Source organism: Desulfovibrio sp. 1188_IL3213, from assembly GCF_036763145.1.
Classification (GTDB): Bacteria; Desulfobacterota; Desulfovibrionia; order Desulfovibrionales; family Desulfovibrionaceae; genus Desulfovibrio.
Genome location: NZ_JBAIYR010000475.1, coordinates 1 through 1,627 on the forward strand (window position 1 = coordinate 1; position 1,627 = coordinate 1,627).

1 protein-coding gene and 1 pseudogene are annotated in these 1,627 nt (G+C 59.4%); one reads left to right on the top strand and one right to left on the bottom strand.

The annotated features are described in order from the left end of the window. Window positions 1-367, bottom strand: a pseudogene (locus V6C16_RS12750) (hypothetical protein); the annotation flags it as partial. A gap of 197 nt (window positions 368-564) precedes the next feature. Between V6C16_RS12750 and V6C16_RS12755 the strand changes: the two are divergent. Next, window positions 565-1,627 (top strand): hypothetical protein (locus V6C16_RS12755; RefSeq protein WP_333543385.1); only part of this gene is annotated, 1,063 nt, incomplete at its 3' end.

Sequence of the window (1,627 nt, forward strand, 5' to 3'; positions counted from 1 at the left end):
CGCCCAGCGTGACATGCTGGTCCCGCACGGGCAGAGTTGTCTGGTCCGGCGAACCGGACGCGCCCAAAGCGGCAGGCGCGGCAGAAGCGGAAACAGCCGGAGCAGCCGGGGGCAGTATGGGCTTCACGGTCATGCCGGTTTTTTTGCCGTCGCGCGTGCGTACTTCAAAGGTGCGGTTTCTGAGTTGAGCTACCTGACTGTCCAGAACAGCCACGCTCTGCTCCAGCGTGTGCAGACGCTGGTCTGTTTCGCGCAGGGCTTTCTGGTTGGCGGAGCTTTTATCTTCCACATGCCGCATCTGGGCGGAGGAAGCGCAGCCGGCAACCAGCGCCGCGCAAACCAATGGTACCGCAAAGATTTTTTTCATAACCAGCCTCCCCTGTAGTTTTGCCCCAAGCCCGGCCATATTTCAAGAACCCTTGCGGCCCCGGCCTTTTTAAGGCAAATACAGGTTTGCACACATTTTTTTGACTATAGCGTATTTTCCCAAGTCAGCGCAAGATTGCAAGGAGCGACCATGAGTGTTTCTGTTCTGAAGTCACGCCAGACCGGGGGCGGCGCCCGATGAACTTTTTTCAGGATGTGTTGGCGCAGATGACCATGTGGGCAGCATTGCCCAAACAGTGGCTGCATGCCTATCCTTTTTTGCAGACCGGCATAGACGCCCTGTGTGTGACCCTGCCCCTGGCGGCGCTGCTGGCCTTTGCGGGCCTTGGTTTTGTGTCCGCCACGGCAAGAATTTTTTCCATCACACGCAAACGCTCTTCCTATGACAAATGCGCGCGCCAGCTGGCTATGCTGGCTATGGTTCTGGGCTGGACCCTGCTGATCGCGGGGCGCGTGTGGCTGTTTTTTGTTCAGAGCGCCTACACGCCGGACTCTCTGCCAGATTTCATGGTGGAACTGAGCTGGATATTACTGGGCCTGGCCGTGCTTATCAGCAGCCTCTATTTCGCCTTGTGGAAATTTCTGGTCAAAACACCCATCCTGCACATCGTTATGGGCTTTGTAAGCGGCATGCAGGCATGCATCGCCGTGGCCGTCACCCTTGGCGCTGCCCGCATGCTGAGCGCCTATACGCGCCCGGACGCCAGCAGCATCACCCTTGGGGACATCTTTTTTCCCGGCTGGCTGTCGCCCTTCTGGTGCGCCCTGTACTGGACCCTGCCCCTGGCTCTGGCTATGGCAGGAGCCTGCGGCGCCATGTGGCTCGTCATACGCCGCAAACGCGAGGACTTCGGCCGCGACCATTACAACACCATGATTCCCTGGTGCGCCGCGTGGGCGCGCAATGCCTGGACCATCTTCTGGCTGATTTTTCTTGGTGCAACCGTGGCGGAAATACAGCAAAGCTGGCAGGGTGATGCCTTTACGGGCCGCAATGTGGCGCTTGAAAGCGCCAAGGTGCTCATCTGGCTTGCGCCTTTGGCCTTGTGGACCATTGTGGCGCGCAGCGTGGCCCCCATGCGTCACAAACTCAGCCTGCTGGCGGCATTGCTGCTGGCCGTGGCCTTTATGCTGCCCTATTATGCGCAGGTGACCGACCTTTCAGCCCTGAAAGCGGACACCGCACAGGAAACGCTTGTGGAACCGCTGAACCCCGGCATGCCCCAGGCAGCGCCCCAGG